Raw genomic sequence first — 15,236 nt, 5'->3', positions numbered from 1 at the left:
CAGCGTTCGTCCTGAGCCAGGATCAAACTCTCCAACAAAAACCTTGGAAAACTGTCCCGGCAACAAACAAATGTTGCCAAAGGAATCCAAGACCCAAAAAAGGGTCCAGGGTATAAAACTATTGGCACTGGCTTTACAAGCACCCTGTTGAGTTCTCAAAGAACAACCGCACCCGTGTTGAACTGCCCTCGGGGCAACCGCTCAAACTTACCTGGTCGGTTTCGCCAGCGCAAGATCGTGGATCTTGCTGGCACCGCCCACATGTTTTCCCCACAAGACACGCCCGCTCGAAAGCGGGTAGGTCGTAGAGATGACCTCGCTGGACCGGCCGACGATCGTTGAAGCGATCAGTCTGCCCGGCTCCCTGCGGGCTTTGTTACTCTACCCGGTCAACCCCTCCGGCGCAAATCCTGTTTCTCAGAGGATCTCCGCAGGCGATCGCCCGGTGCTTCGGCAAGTTTACCGCTCGCCTCCGCCGCCCGTTGAACCCCCTAGGTCCGTCACTTTCGTGCCGTTCCATCCGGGTTTTCCGCGGGCAGAGAGAAAGCTACGTGATCACCCGCGGCTCATGCAAATCGACCTTCATGACCGCGACGTCCCACGTCGGCCCCTCGACCATGACAGAGTGGGCCCATGGGTTCCTCCCCCACGCTGGCCGCCGACGCCATCTCCGATCTCCTACTCCCCGCCGGGCAGTTGGTGATCGGCGCACTTGTGCTGGTCACGCTCGTGGTCTCAACCCTGCGCCTGGTCCGCCGCGGCCCAACCCGCATGGGTGGCGCCCTGCTCCTCACCGGCGGCGCCGTCATCGGACTGGCAGTGATCGGTTACCTGGTGCAACTCCTGTGACCCCGATCGCAGACTGCAAAAAACGAGGCTAGAGGCGACGGTTGGCGAGACTGGGTAGCTCGCTACGGATCTTCTCGAGACGGGACAGGTCGACGTCCGCCGTTGCGATGGTGATGTCGTCCGGGGCCTGCGCGAGCACCGTCCCCCAGGGGTCGATGACCATGCTGCGCCCGAAGCACGTACGCGAGGGCTCGTGGTCGCCTATCTGCGCGGCAGCGATCACGTAGCACTGGTTCTCGATAGCGCGGGCCCGGAGCAGGACCTCCCAGTGGTCTCGTCCGGTGTGCATCATGAACGCGGCCGGAACCACCAGGACCCGGGCGCCGTCGACGGCGAGCCGCCGGTACAGCTCGGGGAAACGCAGGTCGTAGCAGATGGACAGGCCGGTCGGGACGCCGGCGACATCCGCGACGACGGTGCGGTCGCCGGGCGAGACCGATCGGGACTCCTGGTAGGAGACACGGCCGGTGATCTCCACGTCGTACAGATGGATCTTCCGGTAGGTCGCGGCGAGCTCGCCCTGCGGCGAGAAGATCAGCGTGGTGTTGTAGGTGTGCTCCTCGTCGGGACCGATCTCGTGGAACGAGCCGGCATGCACCCAGATGCCGAGCTCGCGCGCGGCCCGGCCGAAGAACTGCGCGAACTCGCCGTCGATCGGCTCGGGCTTCGGCGCCGTCTTCCCGGGGCCGAGGTAGTCGACGTACTCCGGAAGGACGGCCAGCTCGGCGCCGGCGGCCGCCGCGCGCTCCAGCAGGCCGCGGGCAACCCGCAGGTTCTGGTCTCGGTCGTCGCGAGAGTTCAGCTGGCACACGGCTACGCGCATGTCTGGAGCCTACGCACAACTCGCCGTCGTGAAACCCGTCGACCACAGGCGGCCGCGTAAGCGCAAGCACCGCGCCGAAGGCGAACCCCGACGCGGTGCTGGGAAGGACCGAACTCTAGGCCGACTTCTCTTCGCGTTCCGCACGCCGCCGCCGGCCCACGAACTCGCGGGGCACGATGGTCGGGTTGACGTTCTCGAGAACGACCTCTCCCGTGATGACCACGCGAGCGGCATCGGGGTTGCTGGGGACCTCGTACATCACGGAGAGCAGGACCTCTTCCATGATGGCCCGCAGGCCCCGGGCGCCCGTGCCGCGGAGCATCGCCTGGTCGGCGATGGCCTCGAGGGCGTCGTCGTCGAACTCGAGCTCGACGCCGTCCAGCTCGAACAGGCGCTGGTACTGCTTCACGTACGCGTTGCGGGGCTCGGTCAGGATCTTGATCAGAGCCTCGCGGTCGAGGTTTCGGACTGTCGTGATGACCGGGAGGCGGCCGATGAACTCGGGGATCAGGCCGAACTTCAGCATGTCTTCCGGCATGACCTTGCTGAAGATGTCGTCGGTGTTGCGTTCCGAGATCGAGCGCAGGTGGGCGCCGAAGCCGACGCCGCCGTGGCCGACGCGGGACTCGATGATGCGATCGAGGCCGGCGAAGGCGCCGCCCACGATGAACAGGACGTTCGTCGTGTCGATCTGGATGAATTCCTGGTGGGGGTGCTTGCGGCCGCCCTGGGGCGGCACATTGGCGACCGTGCCCTCGAGGATCTTCAGTAGGGCCTGTTGGACGCCCTCGCCGGAGACATCGCGGGTGATCGACGGGTTTTCGCTCTTGCGGGCGATCTTGTCGACCTCGTCGATGTAGATGATGCCCTGCTCGGCGCGCTTCACGTCGTAGTCGGCGGCCTGGATGAGCTTGAGCAGAATGTTCTCGACGTCTTCGCCGACGTACCCGGCCTCGGTGAGCGCCGTGGCGTCGGCGATCGCGAACGGGACGTTGAGCATGCGGGCGAGGGTTTGCGCCAGGTGCGTCTTACCGCAGCCGGTGGGGCCGATGAGCATGATGTTGCTCTTGGCAACCTCGACATCGCTGCTGCCGCCGGGCGCACTGCTCGACTCGGCCTGGATGCGCTTGTAGTGGTTGTAGACCGCTACGGAGAGGGCCTTCTTGGCCTGTTCCTGCCCGACCACGTAGGTGTCGAGGAAGGCGCAGATCTCCATCGGCTTGGGAAGCTCTTCCCACTTCACCTCGCCGGTCTCGGCCAGCTCCTCTTCGATGATCTCATTGCAGAGGTCGATGCACTCGTCGCAGATGTAGACGCCAGGGCCCGCGATGAGCTTTTTGACCTGCTTCTGGGACTTCCCACAGAAGGAGCACTTCAGTAGGTCGCCACCGTCACCGATCCGTGCCACCTACGTTCTCCTTGCGATCATCGGCCGGCTCAACACCGACACCTGGTCGAGGGCGGATCGCCCCGTTGCCATCCCATCGTCTGCCGAACCGCGTAACTGAGGCTGCATGCTCGACGTTACCCGCAAAGGGGCGGTTCTCCGACCCCCCAAAACGGGCGTGTCAGGGGTCGGCAGTCTAACGCGCACCGGCCGGCCCCTGACATCGCGCTCTCAGCTGCCGGCGCCGACGGTCTGAAGGCTCTTCTTGCGGGTGGCCAGGACGACGTCGACCAGACCGTACTCCTTGGCCTCGTCGGCCGTCATGATCTTGTCGCGGTCGATGTCCTTGCGGACCTTCTCGACCGGCTGACCGGAGTGGTGCGAGATCATCTCCTCGAGCTGCGTGCGCATGCGGAGAATCTCACGGGCCTGGATCTCGATGTCCGAGCCCTGGCCGTAGCCGCCCTCGGTGGCCGGCTGGTGGATCAGCACCCGGGAGTGCGGCAGCGCCATGCGCTTGCCCGACGTGCCGCCGGCCAGCAGGACCGCGGCCGCCGAGGCGGCCTGCCCGAGGCAGACGGTGGAGATGTCCGGGCGGACGTACTGCATGGTGTCGTAGATCGCCGTCATGGCGGTGAACGAGCCACCCGGTGAGTTGATGTACATCAGGATGTCGCGGTCGGGGTCGGAGCTCTCCAGCGTCAGCAGCTGGGCCATCACGTCGTTGGCCGACGCGTCGTCCACCTGGACGCCGAGGAAGATGATCCGGTCCTCGAACATCTTGTTGTACGGGTTCGTCTCCTTCATCATCCCGTTCGAGGAGCGCTCGACGAAGGACGGGAGAATGTAGCGGTTGTGCACCGGAGCGAACCCGGGAGGCATGGTCAGGTCAGTCATTGTTCTGCTCCTCAGTTCAGCGTTCCGGCGCCCTCGGGCACCTCGGTGGCCCCGGTGATCACCCTGTCGATGAAGCCGTAGTCCTTCGCCTCCTGCGCCGTGAACCAGCGGTCACGGTCGAAGTCGGCGGCGATCTGCTCCTGGGACTGACCGGTGTGGTGCGCGATCCGCTCCTGGAACATGCGCTTGGTGTAGAGCATCTGCTCGGCCTGGATGGCGATGTCGGCCGCGGTGCCGCCCATGCCGCCGGACGGCTGGTGCATCATGATGCGCGCGTGCGGCAGGGCGAAGCGCTTGCCGGCGGCGCCGGCGCAGAGCAGGAACTGCCCCATCGAGGCGGCCATGCCCATCGCGACGGTCTGCACATCGTTGTCGATGAACTGCATGGTGTCGTAGATCGCCATGCCCGAGTAGACCGAGCCGCCCGGCGAGTTGATCCAGAGGTTGATGTCGCGCTCAGGGTCCTCGGCGGAAAGCAGCAGCAGCTGCGCGCAGATGCGGTTGGCCACCGCGTCGGTCACCTCGCTGCCGAGGAAGATGATGCGCTCACGCAGCAGGCGGTTGAAGACCGAGTCGTCGAGGTTGCCACTGATGGTGTCGCCGCCGCGCAGCACGGGGCTGGCGGGGATGTGGAGATCGGTCATGGCAAGCCCTTCACAGCTGACTGTGTCGGCCGAGTTTCCGGCCGGCAGGTTGTCCGTCGTACGACCAAACTAACCGGTCGAAAGAGCATCAGCTTCCCGCTCGGGCAGGTGTTCGCTGACAGCGCACCAGCCCGTAAAAGCAACCGGCCGCCACCCGAGGGGGACGACCGGTGACGAACGCGATCGCCCCGCTGAGCGAAGCGAAGCCAGCCAGCTCAGTGGTTGTGGCCCTCGTGCTCGGCCTCGGACGCCGCACGCAGGTCTTCCAGGGTGAGGACGTTGCCCTCGCTGTCCTTCATCTCGACCTGCTCCATCACCGAGGCCAGCGCCTTGCCCCGGCGCACGTCGCCGAAGACCGCGGCCGCCGCGCCCGACTGGACGAGCTGGTCGTAGTACTGCTGCGGCTGCATCTGGGCGCGCTGCGCGCGGTGCACGATCTCGTGGCCGAACTCGTCGTCGGAGACCTGGACGTCTTCGGCGTCGGCGATCGTGTCGAGCAGCAGCTGGATGCGGACGCCTTCCTCGGCGGCCTCGGTCAGCTCCTGGTCGATCTGCTCCTCGGTCTTCTCCTCGGAGGTCAGGTAGTCCTCCAGGCTGGCGCCGATCCGCTCGAGCTGGTCGGTCATGGCCTGCTTGCGGCCCTCGACCTCGTCCTTGACGACGCCCTCGGGGGCCGGGATGTCGGCGGCCTCGACGAGCTGCTTGAGGGCCTCGTCACGGGCGGCGTAGATCTGCTCGACCTTCTTGACCCGGGAGAGGCGCTCGCGCAGGTCGCCCCGCAGCTCCTCGAGCGTGTCGAACTCGCTCGCCAGCTGGGCGAACTCGTCGTCGATCTCGGGCAGTTGCTTGTCCTTGACGCTGCGGACGGTCACCTTGACGTCGGCGTCGCGGCCGGCGAAGTCGCCGCCGACGAGCTGGGTGGTGAACTCGGCGTCGGCGCCGGCGACCAGGCCGACGAGAACCTCGTCGAGGCCTGGGAGCAGCTGCTTGCTGCCAACCTCGTGGGAGATGTTGGTGGCCGAGCCGCCCGCGACCTCTTCGCCGTCGACGGTGGCGTTGAGGTCGAGCTGCACGTAGTCGCCCTCGGCGGCGGGCCGCTCGACGGTCTTGAGCGTGGCGAAGCGTTCGCGAAGGCCGTTGATCTGCTCGTCGATCTCGTTGTCGCCGATCTCGACGGCCGGGACCGTGACCGAGATGGTCTTGAGGTCGGGCACGACGATCTCGGGCCGGACGTCGACCTCGGCCGTGAACTTCAGCGGCGCGTTGTCGGCGAACTCGGTGATCTCGACCTCGGGGCGGCCGAGCGTCTTCACGTCGTGCTCACGGACCGCGGCGAGGATCTGCTGCGGGATCGCCTCCTGCACGGCCTCGTTGAGGACCGCGCCGCGGCCGACCCGCTGGTCGATCACGGCGGCCGGAATCTTGCCACGACGGAAGCCCGGCACCTGCACCTGCGCGCCGATCTCCCGGTACGCCTTCTGCAGGCTCGGCTTGAGCTCGTCGAACGGCACCTCGATGGCGAGCTTCACCCTGGTCGGGCTCAGAGTCTCGACGGTGCTCTTCACAGGCGTACTCCTTGTTGCTGCGGATAGTTGTTATCAGTCGGGGTGGCGGGATTTGAACCCACGGCCCCTCGCTCCCAAAGCGAGTGCGCTACCAAGCTGCGCCACACCCCGTGGCGTGGGCCAGTGTATGCGGTCCGCTTTTGTCAACGTGCGCTGGAGTCACCTACTAGGGAATCCGGTTCGCACAGACGGGAGGCGATTCAGTAAGCTGGCGGGCGTGCTCCGGGCAACCGGCGCCGCGCGGGCGTAGCTCAATGGTAGAGCCTCAGTCTTCCAAACTGATTACGCGAGTTCGATTCTCGTCGCCCGCTCCACACGTTCACCCTGGTCAAGGGCTTTGCGAAGGGCCGCAGGCGTGCCGCCGGTCTCGGCGCGGACGGCCCGCGTCATGTGCGCCTGATCGGCGAAACCCACCCGAGCTGCCAGCCCGGCCAGATTGTCGGCATCAGACAGTTGATCGAGCGCGGCCCGCACCCGCAGCCGGCGGCGATAGCGATTGATCGTGGACCCGGTCACCCGGTGGAAGACCCGCGACAAGTGCCAGGGCGACCAGCCGACGGCCGCGGCGAGTGCGGACAGGTCGAGCGCGGGATCGGTGTGCAGCAAGGCCCGGACGTCGTCGATCATCGGGGTGGCGCCGGTGGCCGGGTGCGCGGGCAACAGGGCGGCGAGCAATTCGGCCGCCAGGTCGGCGCGATCGGGCTCGACGGCCGCCAGCAGCCGGCGGTGGGCGAGGTCGGCGGCGGGACTCACCGCGACGCCGCCCCCGGCGGCCAGGCGATGCGCGAGGTCGGGAGGGACGCCAAGCGACGTGCAGACGTCACCACCCGACGGGTGGGCGATCTGCTGGCATTCCCCCGGCAGCTGCACGTAGCCCGTCGTCACGTCGGCCAGCGCCGAACGGCCGTCGGCCCGGCGCAGGAAGACGCCCCGCCGCACCAGAACCACCGAGGCCGCGCCGACCTGTTCCTCGGCGCTCCAGGCGGCGCCACCCGGGCAGCGGACGGCCGCCACCCGCGCGACGGGGGACTCGAGAAGCACACGGTGCTCGAGCACGATGGCAAATCTAACGACAAGAACCTTCAAGACGCGTACGCGAAGAGCACTGCACCCTGACCGCATGGACATGACCGACGAGCTCGTGGCGGCCGGACCGTGGCCGGGGCACGAGCAGGAGATGGATCTGTACGGCCGGTTGATCGGCGCATGGGACGTGGTCAACCGCTACTACGTCGAGGACCTCAAGGAATGGGTCACCGGCACCGTGGTCTGGACGTTCGGGTGGGCGCTGGCCGGCCACACCGTGCAAGACGTCATGTGGTTCACGGCGCCGGGGCCGGACGGCTTCCCGCGCCGGGTCACCGGGAGCACGGTGCGGCACTACGACCCGGCCGGCAAGACCTGGGCGATCGTGTGGTTCTCGCCGCTCGGCTCGGTCACCACGCTGACCGGGCGGGCCGGCGACGACGGCGGGATCGCGCAGGAGGGCACGCAGCCGGACGGCCGGCCGATCCGGTGGCTGTTCACCGACCTGACCGGGGACAGCTTCCGCTGGCTCGGCTACATCTCGGACGACGAGGGCGAGAGCTGGCGGCTCGAGCAGGAGATGCTGGCACGCCGCCGGTGAAAAAGACCGGCGAAAAAGGCACAAAAAGGGGCACAGCGCCGGGCCGCCACCCGGCGCTGTGCCGTCTCAACTTGCGACGGAGAGGAAGAACTCCGCCGCCGGTGAGGTGGAGCACTCCCGGTGTGACGGGAGCGTGCCGGCGGAACTGGGAGCACTTCCAGTCTTGAAGGTTTCCAGTGATTCCGGCCGCCAACGTAACGCCCGGCTTCGATGCACGTCTATTAGGGCTCTCTTAAATCTGACCGGGGATCAGCAAGTCGTCACGCACGGCGATCAAGCTCGGGCTTGACATGTGACCTTTTGGTCACATAACTTTGCGTCATGGATGACGACGACCAGGTGTTCAGGGCGCTGGCCGACCCGAGCCGTCGTTTCCTGCTCGACCTGCTCTTCGAGCGCGACGGCCGCACGCTCTCCGAGCTGGAGTCCGAGCTGGAGATGACGCGGTTCGGCGTCGCGAAGCACCTCAAGGTGCTCGAGGAGGCGGGTCTCGTCGTCACGCGCCGGTCCGGGCGGGAGAAGCTGCACTTTCTCAACCCCGTGCCGATCCGGCTGATCCACGACCGGTGGATCGACAAGTACACCGAGCACCACGTGCAAGCCCTCGTCGATCTCAAGCACGCGCTGGAGGAAGAGCCATGACGGATACGACCACCGCCCTGACCACCCAGGTCTACCGGGTCTGGATCAAGGCGACGCCGGAGCGGATCTGGGCCGCCATCACCGAACCCGAGTGGAACTCGCGGTACGCGTACCAGGCGCCCAGCCACTTCGAACTGCAGAAGGGCGGCTCGTTCCACTCGACCGCCACCAAGGAGATGAAGGACTTCGCGGCGGCCAACGGCTTCGAGGTGCCGGACACGATCCTCGACGGCGAGGTGCTCGAGTGCGAGCCGCCGCGGCGCCTGGTGCAGACCTGGCGGATGCTGATGGACCCGAGCACGGCGGCCGAGCCGTTCACCACGCTGACGTACGAGATCGAGGACGCCAAGATGCAGCCCGGCGTCTGCAAGCTGACGATCACGCACGAGCTGGCCGGCGCGCCGGCCACGGCCGCGATGGTGGCGGGCACCGAGGACAGCGGGGCCGGCGGCGGCTGGGCCTGGATCCTCAGCGACCTCAAGACGCTGCTGGAGACGGGGAAGAACTTCGCCGAGTGACCGACCCTGGCACGGCTCGACCCTGGGGAAACCCGGGGTCGGGCCGGTATCGTCCGCCGGGTGACCTGGCTCTGGACGTTACTCATCGTGATCGGCATCGTCATGATTGTGGTGGCGGTATGGCCGAGCATCCGCGGGAACAAGACCGACGAGACCCCTGACGATCAGAAACCGGAAGGCGTCTGAGGGTGCCGGGACGCGGGCTGGCACACTACCAAGGGTGAACGACGGAGAGCTGGAGACATACAGTCTCGTCGAGCTCGCCGTCGACCGGCTGCGGCGCGACATCCTGAGCGGACGGACCGATCCCGGCGAACGCCTCGTCGAGGAGCAGCTGACCCGCCGGCTGGGCATCAGCCGGGCGCCGCTGCGCGAGGCCATGCGGCTCCTCGCCCAGCAGGGACTGGTCGAGCACATCCCCCGGCGCGGCGCGCGGGTGGCCACCCTCTCCGAAGACGACGTACGCGAGCTGTACGAGGTGCGCGACGTCCTCGAGCGGCACGCCGTCGCCACCACGCCGCCCAGCCCCGACCTGGCCGGGTTGCGCGCGGCGCTCGACGTGATGCGCAAGGCGACCGACACCGGCGACCGGCTCGAGCTGGCGAACGCGCACCGCCGCTTCCACACCGAGGTGGTGCGGCTCAGCGGCAACCGGCAGCTGGCCGCCCTGTACGAGTCGATCCTGGTGCGCATCCAGCTGTACATGGCGGCGAACATGCGCCGGGAGGCCGAGACCGCGCGCGCCGAGGACGGCGTGCACCGGCACGAGCGGCTGTTCGCGGCGGTGGAGACCGGCGACGCCCAGGGCATCCTGACCGCGCTGAGCGAGCACGGGGCGCGCGCCTACCTGACGTAGCGAAACCGCGACGTTACAAACCGAAGCCACGGCCGAAACAGGATTGTCGACAATCGACGATGTGGACGCACACGAGATCGTCGATGAGGTTCTGGCCCGGTCGAGGGCGGACGAGGGTGTCTGGATCAGCACCTTCACCGCCGCTGAGCTGGCGGGCGAGCCCCGCAACGGCGAGCTGTTCGAACGCGGCGGCACGCTGCGCGGCGCGGCGCGCACCGCGCCCTGCTACCGCCTCTACCACCTGCCCAGCGGAGCGCCGGGCCTGGTCAGGTCGCGGACGGCGCCTCGATCGAGGTCGAGCTCTGGCGGCTGCCCGCGGCGCGGGTCGGCGGCTTCCTGGCGAGCATCGGCGCGCCGCTCGGCCTCGGCCGGGTCGCGCTGGACGACGGCACCGAGGTCACCGGATTCCTCTGCGAGGCATACGCGGTGGCCGGCGCCCCGGACATCACCGCCAGCGGCGGCTGGCGGAACTACCGGATGAGAGGAGCGAACTGATGACCGCGACGATCGGGCCGGTGAAGGCCGACCCGTACCTGTGGCCGTACGACGGGTCGGTGCCCGTCGAGAGGACGGCGCTGATCTGCATCGACTGGCAGACCGACTTCTGCGGGAAGGGCGGTTACGTCGACGCGATGGGCTACGACATCGAGCTGACCCGGGCCGGGTTGCCGGCCACCGCGCGGCTGCTCACGCACGCGCGGGAGATCGGAATGCTCGTCGTGCACACCCGGGAGGGGCACGACCCGGACCTCTCCGACCTGCCGGCCAACAAGCGGTGGCGCTCGGCGCAGATCGGGGCGGAGATCGGCTCCGACGGGCCGCGGGGGCGGATCCTGGTGCGCGGCGAGCCGGGCTGGGAGATCGTCCCCGAAGTGGCGCCCATCGGGGGCGAGGTGGTGATCGACAAGCCGGGCAAGGGCGCGTTCTACGCCACGAATCTCGACCTCGTACTGCGTACGCATGGCATCTCGCACTTGATCCTGACCGGCATCACCACCGATGTCTGCGTGCACACGACCATGCGCGAGGCCAACGACCGCGGGTACGAGTGCCTGATCCTCAGCGACTGCACGGGGGCGACCGACCCGGGCAATCACGAGGCGGCGCTGCACATGGTGACCATGCAGGGCGGGGTCTTCGGGTGCGTCTCGACGTCGGAGGACGTCATCGCCGGGACGGAGGCCTGAGATGCCGTCCGTTGCCGCGGAGCCCGGGCCGTTCGTGTTCGATCTCGACTCCACCGTGCTCGTCGTGATCGACATGCAGCGCGACTTCCTCATGGCCGGCGGGTTCGGGGAGAGCCTCGGGAACGACGTCTCCCAACTGCGCCGGACGATCGAGCCGCTCGCGGCGTTGATGGCGGCGTGGCGCGCGGCCGGCCTCCCGATCGTCCACACCCGCGAGGGGCATTTACCCGATTTGTCGGATTGTCCTCCGGCCAAGCTGTCCCGTGGCGCCCCCAGCATGCGCATCGGCGACCCGGGGGCGTTCGGCCGGATCCTGATCCGCGGCGAATACGGCCACGACATCGTCGACGAGCTCCAGCCCCTCGACGGCGAGCCCGTCGTGGACAAGCCCGGCAAAGGAGCGTTCTACGCCACCAACTTTGCCGAGACTCTCGACAAATACGGCGCCAAGCGCCTCATCGTCACCGGCGTCACCACCGAGGTCTGCGTGCACACCACGGTCCGCGAGGCGAACGACCGCGGCTACGAGTGCCTGGTCCTGGCCGACTGCGTCGGCTCCTACTTCCCCGAGTTCCAGCAGGCCGGCCTCAAGATGATCGCCGCCCAGGGCGGCATCTTCGGCTGGGTCGCCTCCTCCCCCGAGTTGATCGCCGCGCTTCAGGAGTCGAAATGACGACTACTACCACCACCAAGCTGCCTCATTGGGTCCGCGGTGACACGAACGCCTTCTTCGGCTTCGGCGTCAACGTCCTGGTCAACGTCCTCACCCTCACCGGCCTCTGCATCGGCGTGATCAAGATGCCGGCGGGCGACGTCTTCGGCATCATCCTGCCGGCGCTGGGCGTCGCCCTGGTCGCCGGCAACATCTACTACACCTACCTGGCCCGCCGCCTCGCGGCGAAGGAGAACCGCACGGACGTCACGGCGATGCCGTACGGACCGAGCGTCCCCCACATGTTCATCGTGATCTTCGTGATCATGCTGCCGATCTACCTGTCCACGAAGAATCCGATCGCCGCGTGGACGGCCGGCATCGCCTGGGCGTTCATCATCGGCGTGATCGTGCTGATCGGGGCGTTCGTCGGCCCGTACATCCGGAAATATGCCCCCCGGGCGGCACTGCTCGGCACCCTGGCCGGCATCTCGATCACCTTCATCTCGATGAACCCGGCCGGCAACATGTGGACGGCCGCGTGGATCGCCCTGCCGGTCTTCGGCCTGCTGCTGATCGGCCTGCTCACCGATCTGAAGCTGCCGTTCAACATCCCGATCGGCCTGGCCGCGCTGCTCGTCGGCACGGCGATCGGCTGGATCGGCGGGTACATGAGCGTGCCCGACGTCACCGCGGCCGCCAAGGACATCGCGTTCGCCTTCCCGCACCTCAAGGTCGACCTGCTGATCGACGGGCTCAGGGACATGGCGCCGCTGCTGGCCACGGCCATCCCGCTGGGCGTCTACAACTTCACCGAGGCGATGACCAACGTGGAGAGCGCGGCCACCGCGGGCGACAAGTACAACCTGCGCAGCGTGCTGCTGGCCGACGGCGCCGGCGCGGTGATCGGCTCCTGCCTCGGCTCGCCGTTCCCGCCCGCCGTCTACGTCGGGCACCCCGGCTGGAAGGCGGCCGGCGGCCGCACCGGCTACTCGATGGCGACCGGCATCGTCATCGCCCTGCTCTGCTTCTTCGGCCTGTTCGGCCTGCTCGGCGCGATCTTCCCGACCCCCGCGATCGTGCCGATCCTGCTCTACATCGGACTACTGATCGGCGCGCAGGCGTTCCAGGCCACGCCCCGGGCGCACGCGGCGGCCGTGGTCGCCGCTCTCATTCCGAACATCGCCCAGTGGGTCACCGGCATGATGGACAACGCGCTGTCGGCGGCCGGCACGTCGGCGGCTCAGGTGGGCACGGACGCGCTGGCGGGCGCCGGCGTCGTCTACGACGGGCTCAAGACGCTCGGCGAGGGCGCGATCCTGGCCGGCCTGGTGCTCGGAGCGATCGTCGCCTTCATCATCGACAAGCGCTTCTGGCACGCGGCGATCTTCGCGGGATCGGGCGCGGTGCTGACCTTCGTGGGGTTGATCCACGCCGAGAAGGTGCAGTGGAACGCGGACGGGCAGGTCACGCTCGGCTATCTGTTCCTGGCGGTCGTGTGCGTGCTGTTCGCGCTCACCAAGCCGGCGCCGCGGACACCCGGCGAGGACGAGCTCAAGCTGCTTCGCTCGGAGGACATCTCGGGCAACACCTTCACCGAGGCCCCCGAGGGCGGCGTCCCGGTGCCCGCTTCGTCGTAGTGGCCATGCGGCCCGGCGTTCTTGTTCGCCGGGCCGCTCCCTTTCCGGAAGGAGCAAGCGTGGAGATCGATCGGCCCGACGTGATCGCCGAGGTCACGGCGGCTTTCGAGGCCTACGAGCGCGCGCTGGTGGACGACGACGTGCCCGCCATCCTGAGCTTCTTCGCCGCCCGCGCCGTGCGGTTCGGCATCGCCGACCAGCAGGCCGGCATCGAGGAGCAGGCCCGGTGGCGGCGCGCGCAGGGCGGTCTGCCGCCGGGCCGTCGTCTCAAGGACACGACAATTCACGCGTACGGCGGGAGCACGGTCATCGTGACCACACTCTTCGGCTACCCAGGCAGCGACGTGCTCGGCCGGCAGTCGCAGACCTGGGTGCGGCTCCCCTCGGGCTGGAAGATCGCGCACGCGCACGTCTCGGAGCCGAAGGCATAAACCGCACCCGACCGGGAATCCGGTCAGCATGATGGATCCGCGCAACAGGTACCCGAAGCCTTCGCTCGACGGCGGCGACCAGGAGCCGCCCGGCTCGACCGGGGCGATGCCCGATCGGCCCGACCACGGCGAGGAGAGCTACCGCGGCTCCGGCCGGCTGACCGGGCGGAAAGCGATCATCACGGGCGGGGACTCCGGCATCGGGCGGGCGGTGGCCATCGCGTACGCGCGGGAGGGCGCCGACGTGCTGATCTCGTACCTGCCGGACGAGGAGAACGACGCCCGCGACACTGCCGCCCTGATCGAGAAGGCGGGGCAGAAGGCCGTGACCGTGCCGGGCGACATCCGCGACGAGGCGCTCTGCATGGCGATCGTCGAACGGGCGGTGGCCGAGCTCGGCGGGGTGGACATCCTGGTCAACAACGCCGCGTACCAGATGATGGTGCCGGGCGGGATCACCGAGATCAGCACCGAGCAGTTCGACCGGGTCATGAAGACGAACCTGTACGCGATGTTCTGGCTCTCGCGGTCCGCGGTGCCGCACATGCCGCCCGGCTCGTCGATCATCAACACCGCGTCGATCCAGGCGTACCTGTCGTCGAGCGCGCTGCTCGACTACGCCACGACCAAGGGCGGGATCGTGGCGTTCACCAAGGCGCTCGCCGAGGACCTCGCCGACAAGGGCATCCGGGTCAACGCGGTCGCGCCCGGCCCGATCTGGACGCCGCTGATCCCGTCGACGATGACCTCGGAGAAGGTCGAGTCGTTCGGCTCGGACACCCCGCTGGGTCGGGCCGGGCAGCCCGCCGAGGTCGCGCCCGCCTACGTCTATTTCGCGAGCGACGACGCCTCGTACACGACCGGCGAGGTGCTGGGGATCACCGGCGGCAAACCGGTCAGCTGAGTTGGCCTGCCACCCAGTTCCAGGCGGTCATGACCCATTCGGTCTGCTGCAGGTCGGCGATGCCGACGCCGACCAGGAACAGGGCGGTCACCAGGTGGGAGCCGCGGGCCGAGCGGCGCTGGCGGCCCATGGCCCGCTCGATCACGTAGTAGCCGACGACGCGGGCCAGGCAGAAGACGCCGATCGCGACGATCAGGGTCACCACGAACACGATGACCGAGGTGCCGAGCGAGCCGCCGCCGGAGAGCGCCCAGATGCCCCAGCAGACGAACGCGAACAGCGCGGCCGCCGTGGACCACTCGTTGCCCCGCCGCAGGTCGCTCCAGCGCCAGCTCATGCCGCGGGCGTGCGGCGCGTCGGCGCCGGGCCAGCCGACGCCGGTCGGCTCGTGCTCGGCGAACTGGCGCTGATGGGCCTGCGGGTTCACACGGGCGCGGCCCTGCGTGAACGGGCTCGGCGGGTCGGCGGCCTCGGGCGCTCCCGGCGACGCGGCGAACCCGGGCGGGCCGGACGCCGCGGGCTGGTCGGCCCAGGGATCCTGCGGTGGCATGTCGAGCGTCCGCTCATGCCACTGCGGTTGCTCAGGCATCGTTCGTTCCCCCTCGGTTTCGTAC

General features: G+C 68.2%; 18 protein-coding genes, 2 tRNA genes and 1 pseudogene. 13 read left to right on the top strand and 8 right to left on the bottom strand.

From position 1 onward, the window contains the following. The first annotated feature begins 633 nt into the window (after positions 1 to 633). A complete protein-coding gene (locus ACIA5D_RS14410; protein WP_396030332.1) occupies positions 634 to 849 on the top strand; it encodes a hypothetical protein in 216 nt (71 codons plus the stop codon). A 28-nt stretch (positions 850 to 877) separates the two neighbouring features. Here the strand turns inward: ACIA5D_RS14410 and ACIA5D_RS14405 are convergent, their stop codons facing one another. The 6 genes from ACIA5D_RS14405 to ACIA5D_RS14380 form a co-directional block, all read right to left on the bottom strand. After that, on the bottom strand, positions 878 to 1,672 hold the full coding sequence (locus ACIA5D_RS14405) for a carbon-nitrogen hydrolase family protein (RefSeq protein ID WP_396030331.1): 795 nt from the start codon (positions 1,670 to 1,672) through the stop codon (positions 878 to 880). A 115-nt stretch (positions 1,673 to 1,787) separates the two neighbouring features. Then, a complete protein-coding gene (clpX, locus tag ACIA5D_RS14400; RefSeq protein ID WP_396030330.1) occupies positions 1,788 to 3,080 on the bottom strand; it encodes an ATP-dependent Clp protease ATP-binding subunit ClpX in 1,293 nt (430 codons plus the stop codon). Positions 3,081 to 3,290: 210 nt separating this feature from the next. Beyond that, positions 3,291 to 3,956, bottom strand: coding sequence for an ATP-dependent Clp protease proteolytic subunit (locus ACIA5D_RS14395; RefSeq protein ID WP_396030329.1), 666 nt, complete (start codon positions 3,954 to 3,956; stop codon positions 3,291 to 3,293). A gap of 11 nt (positions 3,957 to 3,967) precedes the next feature. Next, entirely contained in the window at positions 3,968 to 4,600 is a 633-nt protein-coding gene (locus ACIA5D_RS14390) for an ATP-dependent Clp protease proteolytic subunit (protein WP_396030328.1), read from the bottom strand. Positions 4,601 to 4,815: 215 nt separating this feature from the next. Next, positions 4,816 to 6,165 (bottom strand): trigger factor, encoded by a 1,350-nt coding sequence (gene tig / locus ACIA5D_RS14385; protein WP_396030327.1) that lies wholly within the window; start codon positions 6,163 to 6,165, stop codon positions 4,816 to 4,818. Positions 6,166 to 6,202: 37 nt separating this feature from the next. Beyond that, positions 6,203 to 6,276: transfer RNA gene (locus tag ACIA5D_RS14380), tRNA-Pro, on the bottom strand. A 129-nt stretch (positions 6,277 to 6,405) separates the two neighbouring features. On the opposite strand from ACIA5D_RS14380, the gene ACIA5D_RS14375 reads away from it, so the two are divergent. Then, positions 6,406 to 6,479: transfer RNA gene (locus tag ACIA5D_RS14375), tRNA-Gly, on the top strand. On the opposite strand, the gene ACIA5D_RS14370 is transcribed toward ACIA5D_RS14375, so the two are convergent. Next, positions 6,448 to 7,221 carry a helix-turn-helix domain-containing protein gene (locus ACIA5D_RS14370; protein WP_396030326.1) on the bottom strand — a complete coding sequence of 258 codons (774 nt, stop codon included), beginning with the start codon at positions 7,219 to 7,221 and terminating at the stop codon, positions 6,448 to 6,450. The two genes, ACIA5D_RS14375 and ACIA5D_RS14370, sit on opposite strands and share 32 nt — an antisense overlap. A 64-nt stretch (positions 7,222 to 7,285) precedes the next feature. Between ACIA5D_RS14370 and ACIA5D_RS14365 the strand changes: the two genes are divergently transcribed. From ACIA5D_RS14365 to ACIA5D_RS14315, 11 genes and pseudogenes are all read left to right on the top strand, one after another. Further along, positions 7,286 to 7,792, top strand: a complete 507-nt coding sequence (locus ACIA5D_RS14365; RefSeq protein ID WP_396030325.1) for a hypothetical protein — start codon at positions 7,286 to 7,288, stop codon at positions 7,790 to 7,792. 321 nt (positions 7,793 to 8,113) lie between these two features. Next, a complete protein-coding gene (locus ACIA5D_RS14360; RefSeq protein WP_396030324.1) occupies positions 8,114 to 8,434 on the top strand; it encodes an ArsR/SmtB family transcription factor in 321 nt (106 codons plus the stop codon). Continuing rightward, positions 8,431 to 8,952 carry an SRPBCC domain-containing protein gene (locus tag ACIA5D_RS14355; RefSeq protein WP_396030323.1) on the top strand — a complete coding sequence of 174 codons (522 nt, stop codon included), beginning with the start codon at positions 8,431 to 8,433 and terminating at the stop codon, positions 8,950 to 8,952. The genes ACIA5D_RS14360 and ACIA5D_RS14355 overlap by 4 nt, the downstream gene beginning before the upstream one ends. Before the next feature lie 60 nt (positions 8,953 to 9,012). Then, on the top strand, positions 9,013 to 9,138 hold the full coding sequence (locus ACIA5D_RS14350; protein ID WP_396030322.1) for a hypothetical protein: 126 nt from the start codon (positions 9,013 to 9,015) through the stop codon (positions 9,136 to 9,138). A 34-nt stretch (positions 9,139 to 9,172) separates the two neighbouring features. Beyond that, positions 9,173 to 9,808, top strand: a complete 636-nt coding sequence (locus ACIA5D_RS14345) for a GntR family transcriptional regulator (RefSeq protein WP_396030321.1) — start codon at positions 9,173 to 9,175, stop codon at positions 9,806 to 9,808. 61 nt (positions 9,809 to 9,869) lie between these two features. After that, positions 9,870 to 10,303, top strand: a pseudogene (locus ACIA5D_RS14340) (hypothetical protein). Then, complete coding sequence (locus ACIA5D_RS14335) at positions 10,303 to 10,995, top strand: cysteine hydrolase family protein (RefSeq protein ID WP_396030320.1); 693 nt, start codon at positions 10,303 to 10,305, stop codon at positions 10,993 to 10,995. The pseudogene ACIA5D_RS14340 and the gene ACIA5D_RS14335 overlap by 1 nt, the downstream one beginning before the upstream one ends. 1 nt (position 10,996) lies before the next feature. Then, positions 10,997 to 11,668: a cysteine hydrolase family protein gene (locus tag ACIA5D_RS14330; RefSeq protein WP_396030319.1), complete on the top strand. Its 672-nt coding sequence runs from the start codon at positions 10,997 to 10,999 to the stop codon at positions 11,666 to 11,668. Continuing rightward, on the top strand, positions 11,665 to 13,287 hold the full coding sequence (locus tag ACIA5D_RS14325; RefSeq protein WP_396030318.1) for a regulator: 1,623 nt from the start codon (positions 11,665 to 11,667) through the stop codon (positions 13,285 to 13,287). Before ACIA5D_RS14330 ends, ACIA5D_RS14325 begins: the two co-directional genes overlap by 4 nt. Positions 13,288 to 13,346: 59 nt before the next feature. Then, positions 13,347 to 13,718 (top strand): AtzH-like domain-containing protein, encoded by a 372-nt coding sequence (locus tag ACIA5D_RS14320; protein WP_396030317.1) that lies wholly within the window; start codon positions 13,347 to 13,349, stop codon positions 13,716 to 13,718. A 28-nt stretch (positions 13,719 to 13,746) separates the two neighbouring features. Further along, complete coding sequence (locus tag ACIA5D_RS14315; protein WP_396030316.1) at positions 13,747 to 14,622, top strand: SDR family oxidoreductase; 876 nt, start codon at positions 13,747 to 13,749, stop codon at positions 14,620 to 14,622. Here ACIA5D_RS14315 and ACIA5D_RS14310 read toward each other — a convergent pair. Next, positions 14,615 to 15,211: a DNA-directed RNA polymerase II gene (locus ACIA5D_RS14310; protein WP_396030315.1), complete on the bottom strand. Its 597-nt coding sequence runs from the start codon at positions 15,209 to 15,211 to the stop codon at positions 14,615 to 14,617. The genes ACIA5D_RS14315 and ACIA5D_RS14310 overlap by 8 nt on opposite strands. Positions 15,212 to 15,236: the final 25 nt, after the last annotated feature.

Origin of the sequence: Actinoplanes sp. NPDC051513 (genome assembly GCF_044454685.1) — a bacterium.
Taxonomy (GTDB): Bacteria; Actinomycetota; Actinomycetes; order Mycobacteriales; family Micromonosporaceae; genus Actinoplanes.
This window is presented reverse-complemented; position numbering and strand designations above follow the sequence as displayed.